Source organism: Gilliamella sp. B3482 (assembly GCF_026536805.1).
Lineage (GTDB): Bacteria > Pseudomonadota > Gammaproteobacteria > Enterobacterales > Orbaceae > Gilliamella > Gilliamella apicola_E.
The window spans coordinates 418,870-444,641 of the sequence record NZ_JAFNNL010000002.1 but is presented as its reverse complement, the minus strand read 5'-3'; the positions used below and the strand labels follow the sequence as shown (position 1 = coordinate 444,641).

The window sequence follows — 25,772 nt, the reverse complement described above, 5'->3', positions numbered from 1 at the left end:
GTTAATGTCTATTTTTTAAATTATTAGATAGTCTCTAATTATTAGAAACTATAACGGTAACCTAAGTTAACTTGTTTTTGGTCAAATTTATTACCGAATGAATAAACAACATCTGTATAAATATGGTGTTGTTTGTTAAACTGTACATCTACACCAATACCGTTATCCCACCAATTGCCACCGAAATCATATTTTTCTTTTGCAACATGGTTAAAGACATAAGATGTTTCACCATCAAACTCTTTCACATAACCAGTTTTTAGGTATACATCAACTATATTATCATCTTGGGTAAAGCTGTTGCCTAGGACAACACTTGCTCTACCGAGTAATGAATTATAACTGTCCAATTTAGTTCTTAATCCATTGGTTGCATTGATGACTGCACTTCCTTGATGAGAATAAGTTAATTGAGCTTGAGGTTCAAAATACCAACCTTGATTTGGTAATGAATTGAAATAGAATCGTTGACCTAATTCAGTCCCTATTGAAAAACCATTAGTATTACCATCACCTTTTACGAAATAACCCCCACCGGTACGAGTATTAAATTTATTCGACATTCTCATATATTTAATTAAACCGTCGATATAAAACCCTGATTGGTTTAGGTATGTGCCGTAAAGTGCTGCATAGTAGCCTTTAGTGTTTCCATCACCTACATGATGATCTATATTTCCTCGGCTTAAACCACCCATGATACCATAATAGATATCACCATTTGTATTTTCAACTTTTCGATCCACACCAAGTTGTAAGCCATAATAATCCATATCAAAATTCGATAAACGTTTATCGTTGAATGAACTTAATTTGCCACCATAAATACGACCCCAAACATCACCATCAGATGTTTCGCCTTGACGAAGTTTACCCATTCTTTGCATTAAAGTTTGTGTTTCAATGTAACTAATCAAGTAACTGGAGTTTAGAATATTTGCCGCATTTTGAGCTGTATTGGTTAAATTAGGCTTAGTTGGATTTACTGTTTTCTTTTGAGCTGATAATATCCAATCTTCTGAACCACTACTACGTTCATCAGTGACTTTAGTTAGAGTATTAAATTGGTATGCACCAATATCAACTGATGGTGAAGTCAAATTAAAATTAGCACCACCACCTTCAGTTTCAACTAAAGTAAGTTTTTCATTACCAGTAACTGCTGCTGAACCATTGTTGTCATCTCTAATTGAGATATTGTGATTACCAGTTGCTTGTGAAAAGCCAGTAATTTTGAGTAAATCATTAGCAAAACCACTACCGATGGAAGTGCGCAATTCAAATAGCCCATTTCCAGATAATGAATTTGTCGTTAAAGTCATGTTATTTGAACCATCAAGAATCGTATTTAATGTTGCATAATCATGACCAAAACTTACTTTGGCATAATTAGTTAACATAAGGGAATCAACAGATGAGCTATTGGTCATATTCCATTGGCTTTGACTACCATCTATCTTGACATTGATAGTACCTTTATTCGCAGATGAAGATGTATTATCAATTGAAGTTAATAATGTCGAGCCATCAGTTAAATCAAGATTAATCTGTCCTGAACTGGCTGCATAAATATCACCCTTAATATTCGATTTACCATTAACAGTTATTTCACCAGCAGTCGACTGTATTGCGTTATAATTGTTATAACTAGTTGAAACAATGTTATTAACATTTGAGCCACTATTAATGAATAATTTTCCTGCTTTTTGGTCCATGTAGACAGCGGTTCCATTAGCCGTTGTTACATCTAATCCATTATTAAATTTAATAACACTGTCTGCATTTGGGTTAGCACCAGCATATTCCTGGAACGCAACACCAGTCGAATTATTGCCACTCATATTAATCGTTACTTTTTCGTTAAAGTTTAGATTTATACCAAGTGAATCTGGTGCGTTATTCAGTAAGGATAAAATACCATAACTACCATTTCCTACTGACTGTATGTTAACTTCACCATTGAAGTTGCCTTCAGTTTTTGATGAATTTGAACCGTTATAAGCTCGAATTCCAATGAAACTGCCATTTGATGTACCAGTCCCTATTATAGTTACCTTTTTATCAAAATCAGCTTTCCCCGTATTAGCAAAATAAATACCGGTACCATCTTTAACATTTAGGCGAATGTCACTTAAAGCATTGACTTTCCCATTTGAAAGAACATGGATATTACTTATTTTATTATAATTACCTGTTGCATTAGTTTGAATTACAAATTCATCCATTCCGGTATCAATGGTTAAAGTTTTACCATTATATCCTGATTTAATACCGTAATCTTGATTGCCTGTAATGTTGATATGAGGCGCAGCAACACCTGTTATATTTTGAATAATAATATCTTCAGTTGAAGAAACAGCTATACCACTATTAGTATGAGTCCCAATATTAGATGCATCTATAATAGTTAAAGCACTTGCAAGATTAGGTGTAACCAAGCAAGTACCTAATATTAATTTGACCAAGAGATCAATTTTATTTAAATTACTTTTAAACACATAAACTCCATTTATTTGACATTTACCAACCATTATATTAGTTAATTCAAATCTTAACAAATCAAACAAAAGTTAACCTATTGTTGTAATTTATAAAATTCACCAAAAATGACAAAGTATCAAAAAAAATAGTTAATGTCTATATTGATTATTTAATGATTTAACTAAATGTTTTTTTATAATCTGAAAATAAAAAATTGTGAGCCTAAAATAAATTTCTATAAGATTTAGCTGTTTTTTAACATGAGATGGGAAGTTTTTTTATTTGAGTTTAAAAAACATACATATGAAGTAAGTTTTAAGATGATTATGTATTGGAAGCTAATTTATTTATTAGTTACTTTACCAATACATATATACCAACTTGTATTATTGTGTGATATTAATTTTATTATTTTTTGAACAAAATAACAGTTTGGTCATGATTTTAACCATTATAGAGCTTAGAATAAACACGATTCCTATTATGGCCCATGTATAACACAATGAAAAATTTTTGGATAATCTATAATATACTTTTAAATATTCATACAGAGAAATTGATACCCAAAAAATTATTATAACCAATATACAGTTGAAGATGAATATACTTATCGAACATAATATAAGCTTTTTTAAGTTTAAAACTTCTGTTACACCGGTAAAACATTTTCTTAACAAAAAATAGCCGATCAAATTAGTAATTAATAAAAATATAGTTAAACATATTATATTTAGAATAATACCTATGAAACTGAAATGTACACCATAAAATGAATTAATGGAAAAATATAGGGTGCTAAAATAACAATTATAAAGCAAAATAAATACACCAAGGTGTAACCGTTGACTCTCTGATTGAGTTGGTACGTCACAGTCATGTATAAATTTTTTATTTAACAATTTAATACTAAAATAAGTCCATAATGCTACAAAAATATAAATAGTTATTATCACAATAAAATTAATAATCTCATTGAATAGAGAATAATTGCTATCAAAGAAAAGGTAACTAATTTTAGATTGAACCCATGGATTAATACTGTTGTAAAGAAACCATCGCCCTGCAATATCCATTGATGTAATTAATATAGCAACAAGTAACGTATTAGTAATATTTCTCGAATTGACCTGATTAATTGAATATTTATAAAATAATACTATGGAAAATACAAATACAATAATTGAGTTTGGTATTTGGTAATAGAAGTTGATTAATACTTGCTTAGTTAAATTTTTAATAAGTTGATTACTTGTCATATTTGACAGTAAAAAATAATCATCAAATCCAGTAAAATAGACAACAATATATAAAATATTAAATAACCAATAAAATAAAACTAATAATAGTGGTAATTTAAAAAAAGTTCTTTCCAATTTCATTTTTATACCTATATTTTATTTATTTCTGAAATTAGCCTAAGTTTGAATTTTGTGTTTACCTCGCTATAAGCAAAATTTTTAATCGAGTTAATACGTTGCATTGCCATTTGCCACTGCTCAAATTCTAGCTTAATTTCAAAATTCTTATTTATTAATATTTCATTTATTTGAATAAGTAGCTGTTTATAATAAGTTAAATCATTATTTTCTAAAGCATATTCTTCATTTTGTTGCCAAAAGTTTAGTAGGCTTGGCAAATCCTGTTCAATTTGTGGAGAATAAACGCTAGGAGTAATAGGCACATTGAGAAATAAGCGATATCCTCGTGAAGCCTTACTCTGAGAAAACAGATGTAAGCTAAAGCGACTTAATTCAATCGCAAAGTTGATCAAATCTTGTTTATTACCCTGTTTTATCTCGAGCTCAACTTCTTGTATTGGTTTAGATTGTCTGTTTGAGGTAATGCTGCCTATATCTAAAGCAACTTCTATTTCACTATTGGCAAATGATATCAACCAAGTTTGACGTTTAAAATTAGTCGTAAAAATTGGATTTAACTGGATTAAACCATCAGGTAATGCCTCTTTGGGCAGCACACTTAAATCTAATTTGTCATTAGGTAAAGGCCGATTAATTTCAATTCGTTCGTGTAAGCCACTCACAGAATTACCCTTTGATTTCACGGTAATTTCATAACACTTATTTTGACCATCTTCAGTACTTCGAATACGCAAACCACAACCATTTTGTCTCAATAAATGATCTTCGGTATCATAATAAGTATTAGTTAATTTTAGTTGATTGGTTAAATTTTTTTGTGATGAAAATTCTGCTTCATCACAATAAACCCATTGATTTAAATAACTTTGTAAGTGTTCTATATCACTTTGATTGATTTGAAACTTTAATTCAATTTCGTTACTCATTTGTCTGTTTTCATTATTTATTTTGCCATATGATATACCGATTAGGCTAACAAATATAGGCTATCATCAACTATAATATGATTAAAGCTATAGCGACATTCAGGATGATAAATAAACAAGATAAAATAATTAATACTTTATAGGTAAAAGTGTATAGAAAAAGCAGTAGAAAAGTGGAATTATATAAATTAATTAACTAAACACTTTTTTATAAAACTTATTCTTAATTTTAAACATCACAAGATAACAATCTTGTTTAAATTGTGTGATTTAGGTTAGCTAGTTTTAGCATGGGTATTCCAATAGGTAGGAAAATATCCTATTTATTAGTTAAATTTCAAATAGGATAATAAAAAAATAATTAAGGATAGCTATTTAACAACCCTAAAAGGATTTGCAGGTTTAACATTTTCGGATTGCTTAGTTGCACTTTGTCTTAAGGCTTTGTAGTGTGGTTCATCTTCAAACCCCATCCCTACTCCGTTTTCACGAGCATAAATAGCTTCAATAGCAGCCATTGGCACAACAATATGTTGAGGAACACCAGAAAATCTAGCATTGAATTCGATTTGATCATTATTGGCCAAATACTGTCCTACTGATTGGGGTGCAATATTGAGTACTATCTGATTATCCTTCACAAACTCTTGTGGAACTAATACACCATCAATAGACGTATTCACCACAACATAAGGAGTTAAATCATTATCTAAAATCCAGTCATAAAATGCCCTAAATATATAAGGGCGTCGAGGAGTCATGTCATCAAGTTCCATAACGGCTACCTTGTTTAATTGCTAATCTGTCATTAGATAAAATAAATTTTAAGCTCTAATCTTTCTTTCATCTTCAGTTAAAGAATTTATAAAAGCAGGTCGTTCAAATACACGTGCCATATAAGAAAGATAGTTTTTCTCTGCAACTTTTGGCAATTCAATACCAATCAATGGTAAACGCCATAGTAAAGGAGCAAAATAGCAATCACACAAAGTAAAATCATCACTCATAAAGTAATCTTTTTCTTTGAACATGACAGAAATAGAAACTAAGTCATCAAGTAAGTTTTTACGTGCCTCTTTAGCTTTACTACTATCAGGATCTTTTAAGATCGTTTCGTAGGCGCTATACCATTCTTTTTTGATGCGATACATTGTTAAGCGGGAATTAGCTCTAACAATTGGGTATACCGGCATTAATGGTGGGTGAGGAAAACGTTCATCTAAATACTCTAATGCAATATGTGTTTCATAAAGAGTTAGATCACGATCGATTAAGGTAGGAATTGAACCATACGGATTAAGATCCAATAATTCTTGAGGTAAAGTATTTGATGTAACAAACTCGATCTCAGCTGTTACCCCTTTTTCTGCCAGCACAAAACGAATCTGATGGCCGTAAATGTCAGTTGTATCACAAAATAATGTCATCACAGAACGTTTATTAACAGCAACAACCATGTTCACTCCAAATATGCGAAATTTCAATTAAGTTTAAATATGCTTACTATTCTAGCAAATTGGATAACAAATTTGTTAAAAAAATATATTTTCTTTTTGTTTTTTCGGCGAATAATCATTTTTGAACGTAAATTAATTTCAATAAAGTAAGAGCAAGATAACAAAGATTATTATTATCCATTTGAATTAATTATAATTTAATAAAAATAGAATAAATATTATTACAGCTTGTTTAAAATTATATAGCGATAAAAAAACCCAGCATAGGCTGGGTTTCGAAACAAATTTGTAACGTTGCAATTAACGTTTGCTGAATTGTGGACGACGACGTGCTTTGCGTAGACCCACTTTTTTACGTTCAACTTGACGTGCATCACGAGTAACAAAGCCCGCTTGACGTAATGAAGAGCGTAAAGTTTCATCATATTCTATTAATGCACGAGTAATACCGTGACGAATCGCACCCGCTTGACCTGAAATACCACCACCTTTAACTGTGATGTAAAGATCAAGTTTGTCAGTCATTTCAACTAACTCTAAAGGTTGCATAACAACCATACGAGCAGTATCACGACCAAAGTATTGCTCTAATGAACGTTTGTTAATAATGATATTTCCACTACCTGGTTTAATAAACACGCGAGCAGCAGAACTTTTGCGGCGACCTGTACCGTAATATTGATTATCAGCCATCTTCTATCCCCTTAAATATCTAATACTTGCGGTTGTTGTGCCGCATGATTGTGCTCACTACCAGCATAAACTTTTAGTTTACGGTACATTGCACGGCCAAGAGGACCTTTCGGTAACATGCCTTTTACAGCAATTTCGATGACTTGTTCAGGATGACGTTCAATCATTTCTTTAAAAGTCGCTTCTTTAAGTCCACCGATGTAACCAGTATGACGATAATAGATTTTATCAGTGCGTTTTTTGCCTGTTACAGCAACTTTTTCTGCATTGATAACGATAATATAGTCACCTGTATCAACATGTGGTGTATATTCTGCTTTGTGTTTACCACGCAAACGGCTTGCGATTTCAGTAGCTAAACGACCTAACGTTTTACCTGCTGCATCTACAACATACCAGTCGCGTTTAACTGTTTCTGGTTTAGCTGAAAAAGTACTCATTTGTATTTATCCAAATTTTAATTAATCTCACGTTAATAAATCATTTGATTTATTTACACTTTTTGATTGCAACTATTAACTAACTAACCCCTTCGAGTCGTTATACTAATACTGACAACCGAAAACAGCGTTGGGAAAAACACTGTTGTAACGTGGGTGGCAATATTATACAGAAATATTAAAAAAGCGCTAGGATTTATGATAAAAAAAGCGTAGCGAGAAAAAACAGTAACTGCTACACTTTTAACTAATATTAAATAACACGATAAAAATTGATGGAAAACTTAATTCAACTTGCTGAAAAAGATTATATAAGTAAAGGTTTACACCGCAAATGCTATCATCACCCCGATGATCCTAATAAATGTATCAAAGTCAATTATAATGAAGGAGCAGAAGAGGAAACAAACCGTGAAATTGCCTATTATAAGCACCTTATAAATCGCAATATCTCATGGGATGTGCTAGCAAAATATTATGGTCCTGTAATGACTAATTTTGGTCAAGGTCATGTTTTTGAACTTATTCGTGACTATGATGGAAAAATTTCTATTCCATTAGAAAAATATCTGTTCGACGAACAAGCAACTAATCAAAATTATGATGCGTTAGTTGTATCACTCAAAGCATTAAAAACAGCCTTGCTGAAAGATAGAATCATTACTATGACAATCAAGAGTAAAAATATTTTATTTCAGCATTTGTCACCAGAGGAAAATCGCTTAATTATTATTGATAACATTGGTAATTCGACATTTATTCCTATCGCTAACTATGTAGGATTTTTTGCAAAAGCCAAAATTGAACGCACATGGCAACGATTTTTATTATCACTAATTCGAGAAAATAAGCATAATTCATTAATCACTAAGTTAATTGATGATGTGAATCATTAAGTCTGACTTCGGCAATCGTACCCTTTTGGTCTTGCCGATTTCTTAATGTAAATTGGCCATGATGTAATTTAGTAATACGATTAACTATACTCAAACCGAGCCCTATTCCATCATGTTTACGATCCATTCTGAAAAAAGCTTGGGTTAACTTTTCTGTTTTTGACTCATCAATACCTCTCCCTTCATCTTTAACGGCTATCACAATTTCTTCAGCATCTTTATAAAAACTAATAGTAATTTTACTTTCATTTGGACTATACCGATAACTGTTTTCAACCAAATTACGAATCAGTAAACGAATCAAAGTCGCATCACCATTAAAAATTATATTATTACCCGTAATTTCCCAATCAATACTTTGTTGTTTCTGTACTGTTAACTCTGTCAATTCATCAAAAAGGGGAATTTGAATATCATCTAGAAAATTAATTTTTTGATACTGACCTAGAGTAAATTTTTGACTTGCTCGAGCAAGCATCAACAGTTGTTCTACGGTATTTACTAAACGATCTATTCGTTCAATTAACTCATGGCAATCTATTTTATCTTTACTTTCTAATAATTCTAGATGTAATCGAATACCTGCTAAAGGTGTTCTCATCTCGTGAGCTACATCTGCTGTAAATAAACGTTCTTGAGATAATGTATTATTAAGCCTTTCAAATAAATTATTTAATACCGTAGTAATTGACTTAATTTCACGCATATTACTGATTGGTTTTATTGGCTTAAGATTATCTTCAGTTCTTTTATTTAAATCTTTTTCAAGTATCTCAAGGGGTTTAGTAATCCATTTAATCGCCTTATAGGCCAAAAATAAAGTTACAACCATCATGGAAAATGCTGAGCAAAATAATGCAAAAATTGCTTCTAATTCTTCATGTTCAACCACTTCATCTATTTTATTTTGACTTAACGTTAAGTTAACTAAAACATCAATTTGCTCTTTACTCTCATGCCATAACCAAAATACTGTAATAATTTGGCAAATTAGCATTATTGCACCCAAAGTAAAAAATAGATTCCAACGGATACTATGTCGAATATTATTCAAAGACTGTTCAATCATAAATTTGCCATTCAATTAATTTTAAAATAATAACTAATTATTAATATTGAGTTGATAGCCATACCCACGCACAGTCTTAATTAAATCTTTTCCTAATTTATTCCTTAAGGCGTGAATATAAACTTCAAGCACATTTGAACTTGGATCACTCTGCCAATCATATAGATCATTTTGTAATAAACTTCGATGCACTTTTTCACCGGCTTTCAACATCAATCTAGATAGTAAAATAAATTCTTTTGGCGTCAATATCACTTCTTGATTATTTAAAGTAACTTTTTGAAGTTTAATATCTATTGAAATAGGACCATAGTTAACAATATTATCGGCAGTTCCTTGATTTCGACGAATTAACGCTCTTATTCTGGCTAGCAATTCGGTTAAGGCGAAGGGTTTTATTAAATAATCATCTGCACCAAGATCTAAACCTTCAACTCTATCTTCGATAGTATCGCGAGCGGTTAAAATTAGTACAGGAATATCGATATTTTTTTTGCGCCATCGGGTGAGTAACTCTAAGCCATCACAATCAGGCAAACCTAAATCAAGAATAATTAAACTAAACTGTGCAAACTCAATAAGATCCTCAGCTTGCTTACCATTAGATGCGACTTCACAAACATAGCCATTAGACGTTATCGCGTCATATAAACCTTTTTGTAATAAACTATCATCTTCTACTATAAGAATTTTCATTATAGTGTTACCTAATTTTGATTTAAGAAATGTAACATTTACAACTATTATACGCTTTACTACTTATTTCCCAATGCTTTAAAAATTTAAGTTCATTTTGATAGTTATAATTTAGCGAATAATTATTTAAAACTTTTTGAGCGTATAAACCATATCTTTTTGACTAAATAAACAGAGATAAAACTTAACAACATACCCACCAGAATATCCAGTGGCCAATGAACACCTAAGTAGATTCGACTCCAACAAACAAGTAATGCAACAATCGTACATAGATAAGTTAATGCTTTAAATTGCTTTTTATAATTTAGATAAAGTGAGAAGCAAATAGTCCAAATAAAAACAGCGTGCTGACTAGGAAGAGAACTCGTTTTATCGTGATTCAAATAGTTCGTACCAATATTAAGAACAAATGGTCGTGGAGAATAAAATAGATGTCGAATAACAAAGGTTACAAACAAGGCTACAGCCAAACCTAAAGCAATTTTTATGATTAATTGTCTATAAACAGGTTTGAATAAAAAACATATTCCCAATATGACTATAGGAACAAAGATTAAATAATTTGCACAAAATATGGCAAAAAGAATAAATAATTTGGAGGCTTGTTCTTGAGCATTAATTAATAAAAAAAGATGAGTGTTCATATCAAGCAACATACAACGACCTATAAAAACAATATTTAGTTGTAATTTAATCAATAAAGCTTAAAAGAACCTTAAAAAGGATTTTGAACATTTAATAAATGATATTTATCGTTTATTTTTTCGAGTAATCAAATGGTATTTCGGCAATAAAGTGACGGTAAAATCAAGTGCAGCACAAATGATAAAATAAACAACAATCACAAACAAAAAGATTTCAGTAGGATAAACCATACTACGATTATTAATTTGGGTAGCAATGAATGTAAATTCCGCAACACCCACTATATAAGCTAAAGACGTATCTTTAATTAATGATACCCATTGATTAACAAATGAAGGCAGCATCATTTTTAATGCTTGAGGAAGAATAACAAAAATGATGACTTGTCTTTTATTTAAACCTAACGAAAAAGCCGCTTGCCACTGTTCTTTAGCAATAGCTACCATTCCCGCATACACAGAATGACCAATATATGCGCCACCAATTAAAGATAAAGCAAAAATAACTGTTGTAATAGCTGGCACATCAACATTCAATAGCACTGGCAACAAAAAATAAGTCCAAAATATCAGCATAATAACGGGAATCGCTCTTAAAAATCCTAATACTACAACTAAAAGTTGACGTAAAAATCCTTTGCAAACAGTTAGACCAATACCAGCGAAAATACCAAAAATAGACGAAAAGATAATAGCAGCTAAGCTCATCAAAAGAGTCAACACAATACCGCCTGGGAAATTACCCCACATTAGGTAATCTAAATTATTCCAAATTACTTCAAAACCTTTAAAATCCATAAAAAATTAGACCCTGTTTAATCGCTTTGATTGATAAATATTGCCTAGTGTCCCAACAATGACAATGGCTAAAATATATAAAAATGTTGCTATCGCAAAATCCTGAAATGTTTTCAGCGATTCGGTTTCAACTTGACGTGAAACATAAGATAGTTCCAACACGCCAATAGCCATCGTTAGAGAGGAATTCTTGATGATATTCATATATTGACCAATTAACGGAGGAAATGCGATACGAATGCTTTGAGGTAAAATAATAAACCGCATACTTTGCCAACGTGTAAGACCTAAAGCTAATGATGCTTGTTCTTGACCATTGCTTATTCCCAAAATTCCTGCTCGAAATTCTTCAGCAATAAAAGCGCTGGAGTAACATGTTAATCCAATTAAACCAATAATAAATTCAAAAGAAGGCATTTTTAAAGAGAAAAAAAACAGCTGGATTTGCGGTTCATCAAATAGCCACATTTTAAATTCTACTGGTAACAAATTACCTATACCAAAATACCAGAAAAAAAGCTGAGGTAACAATGGAGAATAACGAAAAATAGCGTTATAACTAATTACAACGCCTTTAATAATTTTGATATGACTTTGTTGAGCAATAACTAGCAAAAAACCAAATATTGTAGAGAGAATGATTGTTAAAACTGAAATAGCGATAGTGACTAAAAAACCATCCCACAACCACCATAAATAACGGAGTTCCAGTAATTGCTCATACATTATTTATTGACCTTTACCTATTTTGAAATCACCACGAGGCATGGCTGAATTTGTATCAGGTCCAAACCAACGGTTATAGATAGTTAACGCTTCACCATCATTTTCAAGCTTTAATAATATTTGGTCAACTTTTTCTTTCAAGCGGGTTTCCCCTTTTGGAATACCTACAGCTTGATATTCTTGAGTTATACTAAATGGAGATATTTCAAAAACAGCTCGTTGTTCTTCTGGAACATTAGCAAGTAAACCAATTAACTTTGCGTCATCTTGAGTAATAGCTTGTACAACACCATTGCGTAATGCTGCAAAAGCAAAAGGTGTATCATCATATGAGATTACTTTAGCATTTGGGTACTTCTCACGTAGAGTAATTTCCATCACTGTACCTTTATCGGCACCTATACGAAGATTTTTAAGATCTTCTGCTGTTTTTAGGAATCCTTTTTTAGCCACAAACTTCTGACCAGTAGCAAAATAAGGCAAACTAAAATCGACTGTTTTAGCTCGTTCATCAGTCACCGTAAAGTTTGCTACAATCAGATCTGCTTTTTGTGAGGTTAGCAAAGGAATACGGTTGGCTGGATTAGTTGGAACAAGTTCGACTTTTACATTCAATGCTTTAGCAATTTCATTGGCATAATCAACATCAAGCCCAGCAATTTTATTAGTTTTTTCATCAATAAATCCAAACGGAGGATTACTGTCAAATACCGCTATTTTGATCTGTCCGCGTTTTTCAATATCATCTAATCGATCGGCGTAGGCTGAACTCGCAACGAATATTGAGCTGATTAAGGCAACCACCGTCAGTGATTTAGTTAAAAATTTCATTGTTATTATCCTCCATTGGACTTTGTATAGGGGTTAAGTCTATCAATAAAATATTCGGAGTAATAAATAACAATTATTTAGGTGCTTATAACTTAAAGTTATATTTAAAATAACCTATAATTTATAAAGAGTATAGAATTGTAATATTAGCAATAAAATAACACGTGTTTTAGCATTTAATACCTTTACACATCATAAAATTAAGCTGAGTGTCTTTGCACTTTTGTGCCAGCTGGATTGTAGAAAGGTACCAGTCGAAGAATAATAAAAGGGATATACGTGTAAAATAGATAGTAAGCTAAAAATCATCTGAATTGATAAAAGCTCTCTCTTTACACTCACCACTAATGGATTTGATATTCAAAAAAATTAATAGGGTTATTGAGATCCAAATTCTCTGCCAACTAAAAGATTTAAAAGAAACTATTGAGTTAATTTAAAACTATAAAAAATATGATATTGATTGAAAATTAGAATAAATTCAACAATAATCAATAAAATCCAATAACATTAAATAAAATGAATAAGAAACATGAATAGTACAAATGACGAGTTTGAATATTATATTATTGATCGAGCAGGTGATAAAGCCTATCCTTTAATTGGTCCACAAGATGATTCCAGGCATACCATGATGTATCCGAGAACAAGAGAAAGAATTGAAAATCCCGAATTAACTCAATTTAGGTTTTGTGCCCCTATTCCTAGGAAACCTGTAATTGGCGATTATTTTGCAGAACCAAGTAGCATTGTTTCAAAAAAGATAGCCAATGTCTTAGATGCTATGCATATTGAGGGAATTCAGCTTATACCTGCCGAAATCGAGACCAATACTGGAGACATTTTAAAAGATTATTTTTATATACATATCTATAATTATCTAAAAGCTGTCGATAGAGAAAATTCTAAATGTAAAGTAGATCGTACAGATCCTAATTTGTTAAGCTGGATCGATCGGTTTGAATTAGATAAAGAAATTTTATCTGAAATACCTTTAGAAAAAAGATTAATTTTTAAATTATTTGAGTTTTGTACTATACACTTATATCATAAATCAATTGTCAATGCCATTATGTCAGTTAAACCTCAAGGCGTTTCATTTACCAAAGTTGAAAAATGGTGGTTTTGATCAGATTAATAATTCCTAATGCAATTTTCTTTCAGCAATAAAGATTAGACATATGTTTAAATGATATCTATATGAAAAAAACAGCGTTCATGAATATGGCAACAGGGAGCATACAGAAGGAAAGTAAGTCCAATCTTCTATCTATTTAGTTATTTAACGCATTAAAGAAGATAATAGATATATAAAATTTTTACAAAAATAAACTCTTCACACAACATGCATCATGCTACTATTTTAACCAAAAATCAGCAAAACTATTTTATCTCCAAACAAACTTACAACCTATTGAAGAGAAATAAAACATGGAAAATTATTATTTTATACAGAGAAAATCAGACCAAGCCTATCCATTGATTCGTATAACGGATCGTGATGATCGCTTAAACCCCACTTTAATAAATTTAGAATTTAATGGAACTATACCCTCTCAGCCCGTTATGTCTGATTTTTTGTCTGGTCCTGAGATTTTTATTACCGATAAAATAGCAAATGTGATTAAAAGCTTTAAGCCCAAAGGGATTAAAATTATTGACACTGAATTAACAACCCCACAAGGTAAAATCATTAAAGACTATTTTTGTCTACTTTCTGACAATATAATCGAGGCTTTAGATAAAGATAAATCCGATTATGAAAAGCCTAGAATGACATATTTTATAAAAAAACTCATTTTGGACAGAAAAATTTTAAGTGAAATTCCTTTGGAACAAAGATTAGTTTTTCTATTAAGAGAATCGCTTCATATCGTTTTTCATGAAACATTAGCCAAAGCTATCATGGCGGTAAACCCTACCGGTATGGAATTTATTAATATTGAAACCGATGGAAAACCGTTAGAAGTAAATTAATATTTTTGACCATGGCTATATTTAAACTAAGTATTTAAAACATCCTTCCTAGATTTGAAAAAAGTGGGGTAAAACCCCGCTTTTTATCTATTTAGTTATTCTAGCATACTGAAAAAAACAATTATCTACTTGAATTAATCCCAGAAAATATATTTAGAAGATGCATAATATTCTACTATTATAGTTAACAAACAGTGAAACGATTATATACTTTTGTTAAACCTATCTTTCAATCACATTGACGCTCACATATAGTGTAAATGCTAACTGTTTCTGCCACATTAGATATTTCTGTTAATCCCGATTAAAATAAACCTCAGATAACGATCCGTTACAAATTTAATGGGCAATAATTTAACCACTGAGTTTGTTACTTAATTAATCTGACATAAACTTTAATCGAAATATTTGTCCGCTTTCATCTAATAATAGCAAACGATGAACACCTTTTTTAGCAATAGTTAAGGCCACTTTTTCATTATCTTTGGAATTAGCAACTAAGTTTCCATCTAAAAACCACCATTTTTCCCCATATCCACCCTCTGGAGTTAAATCAACTGTGACTTGATGACTTCCTGGTAATGCTCTAATCAATTGTTTATCACGTAAACCTACAATATTGAGTGAAGCAAAAACATCTTGTCCCATTACAGGGCAACTTTTATCAATTGGTGGTAATAAAGTCCGCCTTTTCTCTTTTGTTAACAAAAAGTTTTCTAATGATACTGGCCATAGGGCAAGTTGTTTTTTTTGTGCTCCGGGGCAATCAGCAGCAACACGTTCACCTCGTTCATTAACCCAAATCGTTATCCAACCAGAACGATAGATATTATTTTTTAGTTCACCATAGGTACTTAATGTTGGCGGTGTCATATTGTTTAAAACCCATGCAGTCTTTTGACGGTGACAATTTACATCAGATTCTGGAAGAGGTTGCCCTAATGGCCAACAAATTTTCGTAGAAGATACTGATGCTGGTTTTTCATAAGTAGTAAGTGGACGATTTAAACGATTTTCTCTATTTAACAAAATAGAATTAACATGTTGTAAAATTGGCATTGCAGACATTGAACCATATTGCCCAACAACGGGAGTACCATCAGGACGCCCTACCCAAACGCCAATTAAATATCTTGGATTGATACCAACTGCCCAAGCATCCCGATAGCCATAACTGGTTCCTGTTTTATAAGCTAATAGATTACTATTAATTAACATTTGTCTTGTTATCCAAGCACTACCATCTGAAATAAAGGGTTTATTAATCAATGGCTCTTTTTGAGTAAAGCGCAATGGACTCACTTCGCCATGCCTAGCAAATGCACTATATGCACTAACAAGATTATCCATCCTTAATGAAGCGCCACCTAATATATAGGAGATATTAGGCTCGTTGCCTATCGAAGATAAAGGTAACCCAATACCAGCCAATTTACCTGCAAATCGTTTGGGGCCATATAACTCAATTAATTGAACCGCAGGTAAATTTAATGATTTACTTAATGCGTCAGATACACTAACCGGCCCATAGAAACCATCATCGAAATTGGTTGGACGATAATCGGTAGTAATACGAGGAACATCTTGCAATAGCGATTCAGAATGAATCATACCTTCATCAAGAGCAAGCGCATAAATAAAAGGTTTTAGTGTAGAGCCAGGAGAACGTAACGCACTAATCATATCAACTTGGCCAAAGCGTTCATTGTCATTAAAATCAGCTGAACCGACATAGCCTTTTACTGTCATATCAGTATGATCGACTACTAAAATAGCCAATGATGTTTTAGGCGGTAGTTGTTTCACACGATTGATGGCTAAATCTTCTAAATTATATTGAATTGAAACATCAATAGTGGAATGAATAATATCCTCATTAGGGTATTTATTTTTTAAACGATAAGCCAGTAAGGGAGCCACTTGTGGTGCTTTTCGTGGATATACCCAAACCTCATCGCGTCGAACGGTTTCGATTAAATCATTTGACCATACTTTATATTCTGCCAATCGGTCTAATACTTTATCACGAGCTTGTTTGGCTCTTTCAGGAAATCGGTCGGGTCGTAACCGGCTTGGAGCTTGAGGTAACACAGCTAATAATACTGCCTCACTTCTTGTTAACTCTTTAGGCTGTTTACCAAAATAAGACCAACTTGCCGCCCCAATACCTTCTATTGTGCCGCCATAGGGTGCGTGGTTAATATATAAAGTTAAGATCTCATCTTTACTATAATGTAATTCAAGCTGGAGGGTTCGAAAGATCTGTTTTAGCTTACCCGTTAGCGTTCGATCGTGTGGATATAATAATCTTGCCACTTGCATAGATATAGTACTACCACCGGAAACGATTTTATCATTTGATATATTTTGCCAAGCTGCACGAAATAAAGAAATCGGATTAATACCAATATGTTCATAAAAATAGCGATCTTCATAATTTAATAAAACTTCAAGATAATAGTCTGGCACTTCATCAAGACTGACCGAATAACGCCAAACACCATTTTGATCAGCAAATCGCCATAATGGAGTTTCATCTGCTGCAACAACGGTTTGGGTAGTTTTATTTTGTGAGATAGATAAAGGAAAAAGAGAGTCAGCAATAAAAAAACTACTGCTCAATAAAACTAATAATATCAAAAAAAATTTAAATATTTTATAAAAGCATTTTTTCATTATCTTTATTATGTGACCCAGCCAAATGTATTTATAAATAAAAATTCCGCCAAATATATTGGCGGAATAATTAGTATATTAATATCTAATTAATTTTCTTCCTGTCTAGGATTTGAAATAGTCATAAAATCAGGTGATTCTCCTATAGCAAAACGGTCTGGACGATACATAGATTCTACATAAGGATAAGGAATCATGTAATCGCCAGTAGTTACTGCTCTAACTAAATACACTAAACGTTTTCGATATTTATTATTGCGCCCCACATAATTATTAATATTAACAGCGGCAACATATCTATCATCTCTATATTCTTGATATTTAATATTACTAGCATCATCATCTCCCATTAATTTAGCTATACTAGGAATTGATGATAAATTCACACTACTATTAGAAAGGTTTTGATTTTCAAGCTCTAGACCAGCTGGTAAGAAATCAACAACCAACGCATCATGAACTTGTTCTTTAGCTATTACATCTAAAACCACAACCATCATAGAACCTACATCTAAATCTGCTGGTGATATTTTATTACCCTGCAAATCATAATACGTACGACTGATGTTAAAGAAACCATCAGCTGAGGTTGGCGCTGGAGGTGTTTTAGAATAACCTGTTACAGAGAACTTAACATATAGTGGCTCATCTGATTCTGAATTATCAATCGATAACCCTTGGGTTAATTTATCAAAATCATATGAATGTGAAAATACTGAATCAACTTCATTAACTTTTCCATTCACTGATACCTTAAATTTATTACCACTTTTATGCTGTTCTAATGACCAACCAGCAATAAACAATGAATTTAATTCTTGTGTTGAGAAATATCGTTTACTGTTTAATAAATCTGATAAATTATACAGATAAGTACCTTGTTTATTCTGAGCTATTTTGTTTTCTATTAATAAAGATAGAATTAATGCTTCATCACGTATTTCACTACCGTAATTACCAAACCAGTGATTATTGTATTGATACGAAGTGCTAAAAACTAAAGGTAATAATTTTTCATAAACATTTTGATTACCATTTAATTTAGCAGCAACCGCTAGTTGAGCTATAGGTAATGGCGAATAGATAAATGACTTATCATTACTTATCTTGTCTGATAAATAATTTATCTCGTTACGCATTGCTGAGGTAACTTTATTTTGTTTAGTTAAAACCATTAATGCATAGGCTTTAATTGACAACTTAGAAAACTCAAAACTACGTGAATCTCCATAATAATCAAGATTATTATATGCAGACGTATCATAGATATATTGACCTAGGCGTGTCATTGCTGAATCAAGCGCTTTATCACTAACTTGATAACCTCGTTCTTTAGCTTGCAACAAGAAATCTGTTGCATAAACTGTCAACCAATGCTCTTCTTCACTATGACTATTCCATAGCCCAAAGCTACCATTATTTCGTTGCATTGATAAGATACGTGAAATACCTAATTGCACTTTTTTACGACGCATCTCATCTGAATCAGTTTTAATACCTAGTTCTGCGAGTTGTTTACTATTGGCATATAATGATGGGAATAAACCACTCGTTGTTTGTTCCAAGCAACCGTAAGGATATGCAAATAAATCTTTGATATATTGAGCAATATTTAACGGCGGCTGATTAGAAATGACCAATTGCCCTTCAACAGTGTTATCAATTAATCCTGTTAATGCATCGTTTGGTAATTCCCAATTCTCATTGGCATCTAGTGCTAACACATAAGATCTGGTTGTTCCGGCATATGCAGGCCTTACTCCAATTGACCATGATCTTTCAATTTTAGTGTCAGAATTATCTTCAAGTAAAATACCTTTGACCGCTATTGTTACCGAACCAGTACCATAACCATAATCTGCAATAACAGGGATTTGAATGATATCTTTTTGTTTACTATCAAGTTTGACTGATATCGTTTTGGCTTCATTTTGATGAATCAAACCATTAGTCGATACTTCAACTTTCATATTTTGTGTTTTATCTGTCAAATTATGAAGATCTAACGCTAATACAGCGCGATCACCACCAGATAAGAATCGAGGAGTTGATAATTCAGCTATAACCGGAGCTGAAACTTTCATTTTTTTATCAGCTTTACCAAAACGATTATCATCCCATGCTTGAGCCATTATACGTAGCTCACCATTAAAATTAGGTAAAGGTAAATTAATAACACCTTCGCCATTGTCATCTAATTGAATGGTTTTGAGTTGTTGTGCAACAATTAGAACTTCATTTGACGGTTTTTTACCGCCAGCGCCCATCGCATCACCACCAAAGCTCATATTTACATTACGACCAGTAGCTTCAATTAAGCTGCCATAGACATCGTTAATATCTACATTAAAACGTTTACGTCCTAAAAACCAAGCATAAGGATCTGGTGTGACATAATCAGTGATATTTAAAACACCTGAATCAACAGCTGAAACCAATACAGTCACTTTTTTATCTTTTTGGACAGATGGCTTATCCATTTTAATTTTAATTGGCACAACAGTTTCAGGTTCTACTTGTACCGGTGTATCAATTGTCACATTTAATTGACGATTAGACGTATCAATTGGTAAATAAAGTAAACCAATTGCTCGTTTAACTGTTTGCACGGAAGCATCAGTCGAAGGGCGAATAATCATAGCACTAATATAGACATCATGTCGCCCCCATTTTTCAATAGGAATTTCGACATCTAAACCTTCTTCACCCACCGTAATTGCTTTTTTCCAAATGGTCCCATCATTGGTTTCGAGAGAAATATAACCAGAACCAGCTACAGGTGCTTGAACATTAACTTTAGCGACATCTCCAGGATTATAAGATGGTTTATCAATACTTAACTTAACTTGGTCTGGACGTACTGATTTAGTACCATGAGTATTATCTTCCCAATCATAACCAACCCAGAATCGGAGACTTGATACGACTTTACTGTTTGTATCTACCACTTCAATTCGGTAAGCACCATAATCAGTAGGTTGATAGGCTATTTTTGTGGTACTGCCTGCCTCAATAGATAACTGATCTTCAGAAACCACAAATTCCTTCGAGTTGGAACTTTGACGCCAACCGTCTTCCTCTGACCAAACCCAATAGTAATCATTACGCTCACGAACTAGTCTAGCTTTTAATGATTTTGTACCTAATTTTTCCCCATCCAAATCAACATAAGCGATTTCGAATTCAGCAGTACTATTTATGTCTACAGTTGGACGCTCAAAATAATTATCGCTATTCCAATCATAATATTCTGAGTTTTCAAATAATGCTCGGATTGCCGGCAATTTAGGTGCAGGCCAAATAGTTTGTGTTGCATAACGCGTAACTGGTCTACCACCAGAATCTAGCAAACTAGCTTGTAAAACGACTTTTAGAGGTGATGAGCTTCCTGACCAATAATTATTCTCAATATTAATTTCAGTTAAACCATCGCTATCTAACTTTAACTCTAAAGAATCAAGTTCGCGATATGGATTTTCTTCAGTAGCTGATCCAATTTTGAAGTCATCTAATCCTGCAATAGTATCAACTTTCTTTAAATAAAGATTAGCATCTAAGCGATTACCAGATGCTGGCGCACCATATAAATACCAACCTTTTATATCAAAAGAAACATCTTCACTCTTAAGAATTGGACCATCAGATGAACTATGTATTTCCATCGCCATACGTTCTGGCAAAAATTCTTCAACTTTAAAATTCCACTGGCGATAGTTATCATCACCTAAATTGAAACGAATTGACCAATTACCTGTTGCTGCATCAGCGGGGATAACAAATTGTTGTTGATATAAACCATTGGTATTCACACTGCTTTTTAGTTGATAAGTTTTGACAACTCGACCATTAGAAGAAAACACTTCAGCGACGATTGGTTGATCAGGTAATGGCTGTCCATCTGCATCACGTAATAGAGCATTAAAATAGACGGTTTCGTTCGGACGATAAAGGTCACGAGGGCCAAAAACAAATAATTGTTTTTGGTAGAAAGGTTTGCCCGATAAATTGAAATCAGTTAAATTAAGCGCAGCACGATTAACCATCAAAAATGACGTTTGCTCGCCATCGGTTGCAGTCAATACGCTATATGCCTTGTTGTTGCCATCGATTTCAACATAGCCATCTTTATCTGTCGTTGCCTTAATATTCTTACACTGCTTATTATTAGATTCGCATAATAATGTTAAATTAATATTAGCTAGTGGCTTACCGTTATCTAACGCATGAGTCGTTACCGCTAATTTACCATTATCATAACGATGATATGAAACCCCGATATTGCTTATTGAAAATATTGTTGCAGGATTTGATTCATTATAAGTACCCGCTTCATTCATTACCGCAATATAAACACCTTCTTGATTAAGTTCAGAAACTGTAGAAAGGTTAACGATAATGGTTTCTTGAGCATTCGGTCTAGGATTAAGATCAAATCTTGAAGAATAAACTAAATCAGTATATTCACTCATACTTTGCGAACGCCAAATTGACAACATATCAATAAAACCATAATTATCAAGTAAAATAGGTAATTTTTCTGGCTTAATTTTGAAAAAGTTTATATCAACTTTATCAACATTGAGCGTATTAATCGGCAATCCACTCATGGATTTACTTGGTAATAAAAATCCAGTACTAGCAAAACCAACCATAGGTTGGCGATCTTGGGTGGTTATTTGAGCTTCATAAACAGATGACAAATGGCTATCATTAATCGCTGATAACATCTTATCAATAGTTAAAACCAATTTACGATTTGGCTGAAGGTAGCGAAGTTTTAATTCAAGGCCATTATCAGACAACTCCCACGCGCCATCAACCACACCACTCTCTTTGTCAACCAATCTTAATAAATTTGAAAAATTCAATTTCGGATTGAGAGGAACGGAAAATGTCACGACTAATGTGCTTGAACCATCAATGATTAATTCTGAACTATCGAGAACTTTTAGATTTTTACCTTTATATTTTTCGATTAATTCAGGCGTTGGATTAAATGGGTTATGAGATTGCGAATTTGTACTCGAATCATGCGTTGTATTACTGGTATTACTGGTATTATTTGTAGTTAACTCGGTTTTATTATTACTTACTGAATCTGTCGATTTATCTTTTTGATTATCACAAGCGCATAACGTCAAAAACAAACCCAACACAGCTAAGTGTTTTATCAATCTCATTGTTTCACCTAATCCTTTCTATTCCTAATAAAAATACTACTTATTTTTTTGTTCATATTATGCACTTTCACAAAAACTTTAGCAAAGAATCTTTATTAAGATTTTTAATTTATTTTGAGATAATTAAATTTTTTAAATTGGTAAAAAAAAGTTGAGGAACGGGTTTTTTGAGAGGGGGGGTGGCATTTAGAACTTATCATAACGCTGATAAGCTCTAAATATTAACAATTATTCTGAATAATTAAGTAATTAATCAGGTTGTTATAGTGACTTTATAAGCAGTTTTTTTAAAATAAAATTCAAAATAATGCCATAAAGCGGTAAGAAGAATAATCCACAAATTAAAATTTTAAAACTATAGTCAATTGCGGCAATCTCGATCCAATGATTCGCCATAAATTCGTCGTTACTTTGATAAAAGGCAATAGCAAAAAAGACAATTGTATCAATACCATTACCTAACACCGCTGACGCCGAAGGCGCAACCCACCACGCTTTGTTTTTTCGTAAATAATTAAACACGGTAATATCCATCAGTTGCCCAACCAAATAAGCAGCAAAACTGGCTAATGCAATTCGAAAAACAAAACTGTTAAAATCACACAATGCTGAAAATCCCATCCAATGCCCTTCAAAAAATACAACCGAAATGGAATAAGAGAACAGTAAAGCAGGTATCATGACAACAAAGATAATTCTTCTGGCAAGGCTGGCACCAAATACCCGGATGGTTAAATCGGTGGTTAAAAAGATAAATGGAAAGGTAAATGCTCCCCATGTGGTATGAAAACCGAAGATATCAAACGGGATTTGTACTAGATAATTGCTTGATGCAATAACTAAAATATGAAAAAAAGAGAGCCAGCAAAGCGCCTTGCGCTGCTGAGCTGAATTAAATTTGTTCTGAAGTGTTTCAGAATGAATATTCAAATACATATTCGTTTCCTTTTTTAAATGGGGTGAGAGAACCCATAATCTTTAATGTAAAAATGATGTAATTAAGGTTAAAAATGTCGGATAACCCGAATTTAATTACATCGATATCTAATATTTTTAAATTGTTATAAAAAAATGCTTTTTATATAAAATAAAAGCAATCAACCAACAAATTACGACAATGAATAAGGCATAGATAAAAGAACTGGGGTAGTTTCCAAAATATTGCCCTAAAATCTTTGAATACAGAAATTGTCGCAAACTGAGTGAATCAGAATGATAAACCAGCGTCATTCTACGCGTTATAATCGAAATAATACCGGCGATAACAAAAATGAATAAAGAATTCATGCCAAAGGGGATAAAACAATGAACGGCGTTTTTGTATTTTTTGATATCAATCAACCAAATTAATAAGGCAAATAAGACACAACCTATAGCACAAGTCACCAATACAAATGACGGTGACCAGATTTTTTTATTAATTGGGCAAATAAAACTCAAAATAAACCCTATTATTGAAAAAATTATCCCGTATTTAATCAAGATTTTTATTTTGTCGACATTGACATTAGTCGCAAATATTTGTTTGGCGATACAAAAACCGATAAGGACTTGAGCAATGGCCGGAAAAGTACTTAATATCCCTTCCGGTTCAAAATACATACCATTATCCAGATACATACGCTCTTCACCCAAAATCATTCTATCGACTTTAGCAATAATGTTGTTATTTTTTTGCTCAAACCCGTCGCCCAAATATAAGATGAAAAAATAAAACAGTAATATTTGAACGATCAGAACAGGCAAATATTTTCTATCAAAACATAAAATAATAAGAGAAGAAAACAAATAACAGATCGCTAAACGTTGTAAAATGCCCATAATTCGGATTTGATCTATACAAGACAAAGATTCAACCATCCGCTCATGAAACGGCAGCCAATTAAAATACTTATACAAAGCAAGAAAACCCGAAAACCAAGCAATCAATAATCCAATAGCAAAAATAATCAGTGTTCTTTTCAAGATTTTAATTAACAGAATTTTATTAAGCTTAAAATCTAATTTATTTAAGGAAATATAAGTCGACACGCCCATAATAAACATAAATAAAGGAAAGATGAGATCGGCAAAAGTCAGCCCGTTCCATTTAGCATGCCTAAGTAAAGGATAAATAGCATTTGGCGACCCGGGATTATTCACTAAAATCATTCCTGCAATGGTCATTCCTCGCAATACATCCAATGAGACTAATCGTTGATGATTGTCAGACATGCATTTCCCCTTTAAATAATACTATTTAGAGCTATGGGTTAGATACTGATTTAACCCTTTTTCACGTAAGTCGCAACTAGGACATTTACCACATCCCCCCTCTACCCCATAATAACAAGTGTGAGTGTGTTGCCGGATATAATCAAGATAACCGAGTTTATCAGCCATTTCCCATGTTTGCGCTTTAGTCAGATACATTAATGGGGTGATGATGTTAAACGTGTAATCCAAGGCTAAATTCATCGAAACATTCATGGATTTAATAAAGATATCTCGACAATCCGGATAACCACTGAAATCGGTTTCACATACGCCAATAATGATATCTTTAATACTGTGCTGTTTGGCATAACACCCGGCTAACAATAAAAATAGCATATTACGCCCGTCAACAAAGGTATTCGGATAATTCCCTTCTTGAGCTGATTTAATTTCTTGCGAGTCATCAATCAAGGCATTATTAGTTGTTTGTTTGATCACTGAAGTGTCAATGACGGTTTGCTTTACACCAAGATCGTCAGCAATCCATTTGGCTTTTTCAAGCTCAATGGCATGTCGTTGACCATATTGAAAGCTGATTGTTTCAACGTTTTCACGCCCATAATCAGCAATCGCTTGCAGTAGGCAAGTGGTCGAATCTTGCCCACCAGAAAATATCACAAGTGCTTTACGATGTTGCATTAAAA

Annotated in this window: 20 protein-coding genes; 3 read left to right on the top strand and 17 right to left on the bottom strand. The window is 32.5% G+C overall.

The window, feature by feature from the left end; translation table 11 throughout:
* Positions 1–41 precede the first annotated feature (41 nt).
* The 6 genes from J3U18_RS05175 to rplM all read right to left on the bottom strand — a co-directional run bounded on the left by J3U18_RS05175 (position 42) and on the right by rplM (position 7,376).
* The gene (locus tag J3U18_RS05175) at positions 42–2,498 is read right to left on the bottom strand and encodes an autotransporter outer membrane beta-barrel domain-containing protein (RefSeq protein ID WP_267353128.1); all 2,457 of its coding nucleotides are present in this window, start codon (positions 2,496–2,498) and stop codon (positions 42–44) included.
* A gap of 1,370 nt (positions 2,499–3,868) precedes the next feature.
* Entirely contained in the window at positions 3,869–4,786 is a 918-nt protein-coding gene (locus J3U18_RS05170) for an inorganic triphosphatase (protein WP_267353127.1), read from the bottom strand.
* Positions 4,787–5,157: 371 nt separating this feature from the next.
* Complete coding sequence (locus J3U18_RS05165) at positions 5,158–5,562, bottom strand: ClpXP protease specificity-enhancing factor (RefSeq protein ID WP_081299489.1); 405 nt, start codon at positions 5,560–5,562, stop codon at positions 5,158–5,160.
* Positions 5,563–5,610: 48 nt separating this feature from the next.
* Positions 5,611–6,243, bottom strand: coding sequence for a glutathione S-transferase N-terminal domain-containing protein (locus tag J3U18_RS05160; protein WP_065562614.1), 633 nt, complete (start codon positions 6,241–6,243; stop codon positions 5,611–5,613).
* Between the two features lie 300 nt (positions 6,244–6,543).
* Positions 6,544–6,936 carry a 30S ribosomal protein S9 gene (rpsI, locus tag J3U18_RS05155; RefSeq protein WP_267353126.1) on the bottom strand — a complete coding sequence of 131 codons (393 nt, stop codon included), beginning with the start codon at positions 6,934–6,936 and terminating at the stop codon, positions 6,544–6,546.
* 11 nt (positions 6,937–6,947) lie between these two features.
* Complete coding sequence (gene rplM / locus J3U18_RS05150) at positions 6,948–7,376, bottom strand: 50S ribosomal protein L13 (protein ID WP_034901369.1); 429 nt, start codon at positions 7,374–7,376, stop codon at positions 6,948–6,950.
* Between the two features lie 275 nt (positions 7,377–7,651).
* On the opposite strand from rplM, the gene J3U18_RS05145 reads away from it, so the two are divergent.
* Positions 7,652–8,272, top strand: a complete 621-nt coding sequence (locus J3U18_RS05145; RefSeq protein WP_267331660.1) for a YrbL family protein — start codon at positions 7,652–7,654, stop codon at positions 8,270–8,272.
* On the opposite strand, the gene pmrB is transcribed toward J3U18_RS05145, so the two are convergent.
* The 6 genes from pmrB to J3U18_RS05115 form a co-directional block, all read right to left on the bottom strand.
* Complete coding sequence (pmrB, locus tag J3U18_RS05140; RefSeq protein ID WP_267353125.1) at positions 8,244–9,341, bottom strand: two-component system sensor histidine kinase PmrB; 1,098 nt, start codon at positions 9,339–9,341, stop codon at positions 8,244–8,246. The two genes, J3U18_RS05145 and pmrB, sit on opposite strands and share 29 nt — an antisense overlap.
* 33 nt (positions 9,342–9,374) lie before the next feature.
* Complete coding sequence (pmrA, locus tag J3U18_RS05135; protein WP_267353124.1) at positions 9,375–10,037, bottom strand: two-component system response regulator PmrA; 663 nt, start codon at positions 10,035–10,037, stop codon at positions 9,375–9,377.
* Positions 10,038–10,159: 122 nt separating this feature from the next.
* Complete coding sequence (locus J3U18_RS05130) at positions 10,160–10,684, bottom strand: phosphatase PAP2 family protein (RefSeq protein ID WP_176701500.1); 525 nt, start codon at positions 10,682–10,684, stop codon at positions 10,160–10,162.
* A 105-nt stretch (positions 10,685–10,789) separates the two neighbouring features.
* On the bottom strand, positions 10,790–11,482 hold the full coding sequence (locus J3U18_RS05125; protein WP_267353123.1) for an amino acid ABC transporter permease: 693 nt from the start codon (positions 11,480–11,482) through the stop codon (positions 10,790–10,792).
* Between the two features lie 6 nt (positions 11,483–11,488).
* On the bottom strand, positions 11,489–12,208 hold the full coding sequence (locus J3U18_RS05120; protein ID WP_267353122.1) for an amino acid ABC transporter permease: 720 nt from the start codon (positions 12,206–12,208) through the stop codon (positions 11,489–11,491).
* Between the two features lie 3 nt (positions 12,209–12,211).
* Positions 12,212–13,039: an ABC transporter substrate-binding protein gene (locus J3U18_RS05115; RefSeq protein WP_267353121.1), complete on the bottom strand. Its 828-nt coding sequence runs from the start codon at positions 13,037–13,039 to the stop codon at positions 12,212–12,214.
* A 532-nt stretch (positions 13,040–13,571) separates the two neighbouring features.
* Here J3U18_RS05115 and J3U18_RS05110 point away from each other — a divergent pair.
* Entirely contained in the window at positions 13,572–14,168 is a 597-nt protein-coding gene (locus J3U18_RS05110) for an imm11 family protein (RefSeq protein ID WP_220225852.1), read from the top strand.
* Between the two features lie 302 nt (positions 14,169–14,470).
* Positions 14,471–15,016: an imm11 family protein gene (locus J3U18_RS05105; protein WP_220216831.1), complete on the top strand. Its 546-nt coding sequence runs from the start codon at positions 14,471–14,473 to the stop codon at positions 15,014–15,016.
* Between the two features lie 378 nt (positions 15,017–15,394).
* On the opposite strand, the gene pbpC is transcribed toward J3U18_RS05105, so the two are convergent.
* From pbpC to queC, 5 genes are all read right to left on the bottom strand, one after another.
* A complete protein-coding gene (pbpC, locus tag J3U18_RS05100; RefSeq protein WP_416380379.1) occupies positions 15,395–17,692 on the bottom strand; it encodes a penicillin-binding protein 1C in 2,298 nt (765 codons plus the stop codon).
* Between the two features lie 89 nt (positions 17,693–17,781).
* The gene (locus J3U18_RS05095; protein WP_267353119.1) at positions 17,782–22,872 is read right to left on the bottom strand and encodes an alpha-2-macroglobulin family protein; all 5,091 of its coding nucleotides are present in this window, start codon (positions 22,870–22,872) and stop codon (positions 17,782–17,784) included.
* 261 nt (positions 22,873–23,133) lie between these two features.
* On the bottom strand, positions 23,134–23,808 hold the full coding sequence (locus J3U18_RS05090) for a 7-cyano-7-deazaguanine/7-aminomethyl-7-deazaguanine transporter (RefSeq protein ID WP_267353118.1): 675 nt from the start codon (positions 23,806–23,808) through the stop codon (positions 23,134–23,136).
* A 117-nt stretch (positions 23,809–23,925) separates the two neighbouring features.
* A complete protein-coding gene (locus J3U18_RS05085) occupies positions 23,926–25,086 on the bottom strand; it encodes an acyltransferase family protein (RefSeq protein ID WP_267353117.1) in 1,161 nt (386 codons plus the stop codon).
* Positions 25,087–25,107: 21 nt separating this feature from the next.
* A complete protein-coding gene (gene queC, locus J3U18_RS05080) occupies positions 25,108–25,767 on the bottom strand; it encodes a 7-cyano-7-deazaguanine synthase QueC (protein WP_267353116.1) in 660 nt (219 codons plus the stop codon).
* Positions 25,768–25,772 lie beyond the last annotated feature (5 nt).

Coding starts and splice junctions, on each gene's coding strand:
- J3U18_RS05170 (WP_267353127.1), bottom strand. CDS start 4,786: ATGAGTAACGAAATTGAATTAAAGTTTCAAATCAATCAAAGTGATATA.
- J3U18_RS05165 (WP_081299489.1), bottom strand. CDS start 5,562: ATGGAACTTGATGACATGACTCCTCGACGCCCTTATATATTTAGGGCA.
- J3U18_RS05160 (WP_065562614.1), bottom strand. CDS start 6,243: ATGGTTGTTGCTGTTAATAAACGTTCTGTGATGACATTATTTTGTGAT.
- rpsI (WP_267353126.1), bottom strand. CDS start 6,936: ATGGCTGATAATCAATATTACGGTACAGGTCGCCGCAAAAGTTCTGCT.
- rplM (WP_034901369.1), bottom strand. CDS start 7,376: ATGAGTACTTTTTCAGCTAAACCAGAAACAGTTAAACGCGACTGGTAT.
- J3U18_RS05145 (WP_267331660.1), top strand. CDS start 7,652: ATGGAAAACTTAATTCAACTTGCTGAAAAAGATTATATAAGTAAAGGT.
- pmrB (WP_267353125.1), bottom strand. CDS start 9,341: ATGATTGAACAGTCTTTGAATAATATTCGACATAGTATCCGTTGGAAT.
- pmrA (WP_267353124.1), bottom strand. CDS start 10,037: ATGAAAATTCTTATAGTAGAAGATGATAGTTTATTACAAAAAGGTTTA.
- J3U18_RS05130 (WP_176701500.1), bottom strand. CDS start 10,684: ATGAACACTCATCTTTTTTTATTAATTAATGCTCAAGAACAAGCCTCC.
- J3U18_RS05125 (WP_267353123.1), bottom strand. CDS start 11,482: ATGGATTTTAAAGGTTTTGAAGTAATTTGGAATAATTTAGATTACCTA.
- J3U18_RS05120 (WP_267353122.1), bottom strand. CDS start 12,208: ATGTATGAGCAATTACTGGAACTCCGTTATTTATGGTGGTTGTGGGAT.
- J3U18_RS05115 (WP_267353121.1), bottom strand. CDS start 13,039: ATGAAATTTTTAACTAAATCACTGACGGTGGTTGCCTTAATCAGCTCA.
- J3U18_RS05110 (WP_220225852.1), top strand. CDS start 13,572: ATGAATAGTACAAATGACGAGTTTGAATATTATATTATTGATCGAGCA.
- J3U18_RS05105 (WP_220216831.1), top strand. CDS start 14,471: ATGGAAAATTATTATTTTATACAGAGAAAATCAGACCAAGCCTATCCA.
- pbpC (WP_416380379.1), bottom strand. CDS start 17,692: ATGAAAAAATGCTTTTATAAAATATTTAAATTTTTTTTGATATTATTA.
- J3U18_RS05095 (WP_267353119.1), bottom strand. CDS start 22,872: ATGAGATTGATAAAACACTTAGCTGTGTTGGGTTTGTTTTTGACGTTA.
- J3U18_RS05090 (WP_267353118.1), bottom strand. CDS start 23,808: ATGTATTTGAATATTCATTCTGAAACACTTCAGAACAAATTTAATTCA.
- J3U18_RS05085 (WP_267353117.1), bottom strand. CDS start 25,086: ATGTCTGACAATCATCAACGATTAGTCTCATTGGATGTATTGCGAGGA.
- queC (WP_267353116.1), bottom strand. CDS start 25,767: ATGCAACATCGTAAAGCACTTGTGATATTTTCTGGTGGGCAAGATTCG.